Below are 1,789 nucleotides of genomic sequence, written 5' to 3' on the forward strand. Positions count from 1 at the left end.
GGGACGCTGTTGGCGAATTGCGGGCCGCTCTAGCGTGACGTCGGTCCCCGAGACCTGGTTGGTCTCGGGGACCGACGTTTTTCGTGTGTGGGGTGGGTGTCGATGTCGATGCGGCCGGACGGGTTCGGGGAGATCCCGGCTGAGACGGTGCGTGTGGCGCGGGCGGCTTTCCCGAAGGGGAGTCTGGCGATCCGCCTCCGGGACGAGCTGGGGGTGCTGTTCCGAGACGAGGAGTTCGCCGACCTGTTCCCCGCTCGGGGGAAGCCGGCCTGGTCTCCGGGCCGCCTCGCGCTCGTTTTGGTGTTGCAGTTCGTGGAGGGGCTCACCGACCGGCAGGCCGCGGAGGCGGTGCGGGCCAGGATCGACTTCAAGTACGCACTCGGCCTCGACCTCGGCGATCCCGGATTCGACTTCTCGGTGCTGTCGGAGTTTCGTGACCGGCTGGTCGGCGCGGATGCCGGGCGTCGGGTGTTGGACGGGATCCTGGCCACGTCTCGCGAAAAGGGGCTGCTGAAAACCGCAGGCCGGGCACGCACCGACTCAACCCATGTGGAGACCTCAGCGCGAGCGCTGAACTGGCTGGAGATGGTCACCGAGACACTGAGGTCCGCGCTGAACGCGCTGGCCGGAACCGCCCCCGACTGGGTGAGGGAAGTCAGCGACGCGGAGTGGTTCAGGCACTACGCCAGCCGGGCCGAGGACTCCCGGTTTCCCCAGGCCCGCGTGAAGCGGGATGCGGCCGGACAGCGAATTGGTGACGATGGCCTGCGGTTGCTGACGGCGGTCTTCTCGCCCGCGGCCCCGCAGGGGCTGGCCGGCGTTCCAGAAGTGGAGATCCTCCGCCAGGTCTGGGTCCAGCACTTTCATTTCGTTGACGGCGAGGTGCGCCGGCGGGACCCAAAAGACCGCCCGCCGGGCGCGTTACGCCTGGTCACCCCCTATGACATCGAGGCCAGGGCCTGCGGGAAACGCGACATCCTCTGGGACGGATACAAGGTCCACCTCACCGAAACCTGTGAGCCTGGCAGCCCAAACCTGATCACGAACGTCGCCACCACCATGGCCACCGTCGCCGACAGCCAGATGGTCGGGCCCATCCATGACGACCTCGCCCAGCGGAACTGCCTGCCCGGCGAACACTGGGTGGATGCCGGATACGCCACGGCCGGAACCCTCGTCGCCGCCAGCCAGGAGCACGGCATCGCGCTCCAAGGGCCGGTGAAGGCGAGCACCAACGATCGGGCCGGCGACCCGGGCGGCTACGGGCAGGAGGTCTTCACAATCGACTGGGACCTTCAGAAGGTGGCTTGCCCTGGCGGGAAGACCAGCACCAACTGGAGCAGCCGCCTCTCACAGAACGGCCTGCCAGTGGTCCGAGTGCTGTTCTCCGCCCGCGATTGCCGGCCTTGCCCCGTGCGGCGGGAGTGCACCAACTCTGAGATCGCCCCGCGGCGCGAACTGCGCCTGCGGCACCGCGACGAGCACCACGCTCTCCACACCGCACGGCAAGAGCAGAAGACTGATCAGTGGAAGGAGCGCTACCAGATCCGTGCTGGCGTCGAGGGCACCATCTCCCAGGGGATTCAACGGTGCGGCCTGCGTAGGTCCCGCTACCGGGGCCTGGCCAAGACCAGCCTCCAGCACCAGCTCACCGGCGCGGCCATCAACCTCGCCCGCATCAACGCTCATCTCACAGGACAGCGCCGAGCACCCACCCGCATCAGCCCCTACGCAGCACTCCGCCCCGCCGGATCAGATCCAGCGGGGCGGAGTTAGCCAACAGCGTCCC

Annotated in this window: 1 protein-coding gene; it reads left to right on the plus strand. The window is 68.3% G+C overall.

Annotation, left to right across the window (positions count from 1 at the left end):
- Nucleotides 1-102: 102 nt before the first annotated feature.
- Nucleotides 103-1,776: an IS1182 family transposase gene (locus ACS04_RS31635; protein ID WP_048480293.1), complete on the plus strand. Its 1,674-nt coding sequence runs from the start codon at nucleotides 103-105 to the stop codon at nucleotides 1,774-1,776.
- The last annotated feature ends 13 nt before the right edge of the window (nucleotides 1,777-1,789 follow it).

It is taken from the genome of Streptomyces roseus (genome assembly GCF_001044425.1).
Classification (GTDB): domain Bacteria; phylum Actinomycetota; class Actinomycetes; order Streptomycetales; family Streptomycetaceae; genus Streptomyces; species Streptomyces roseus.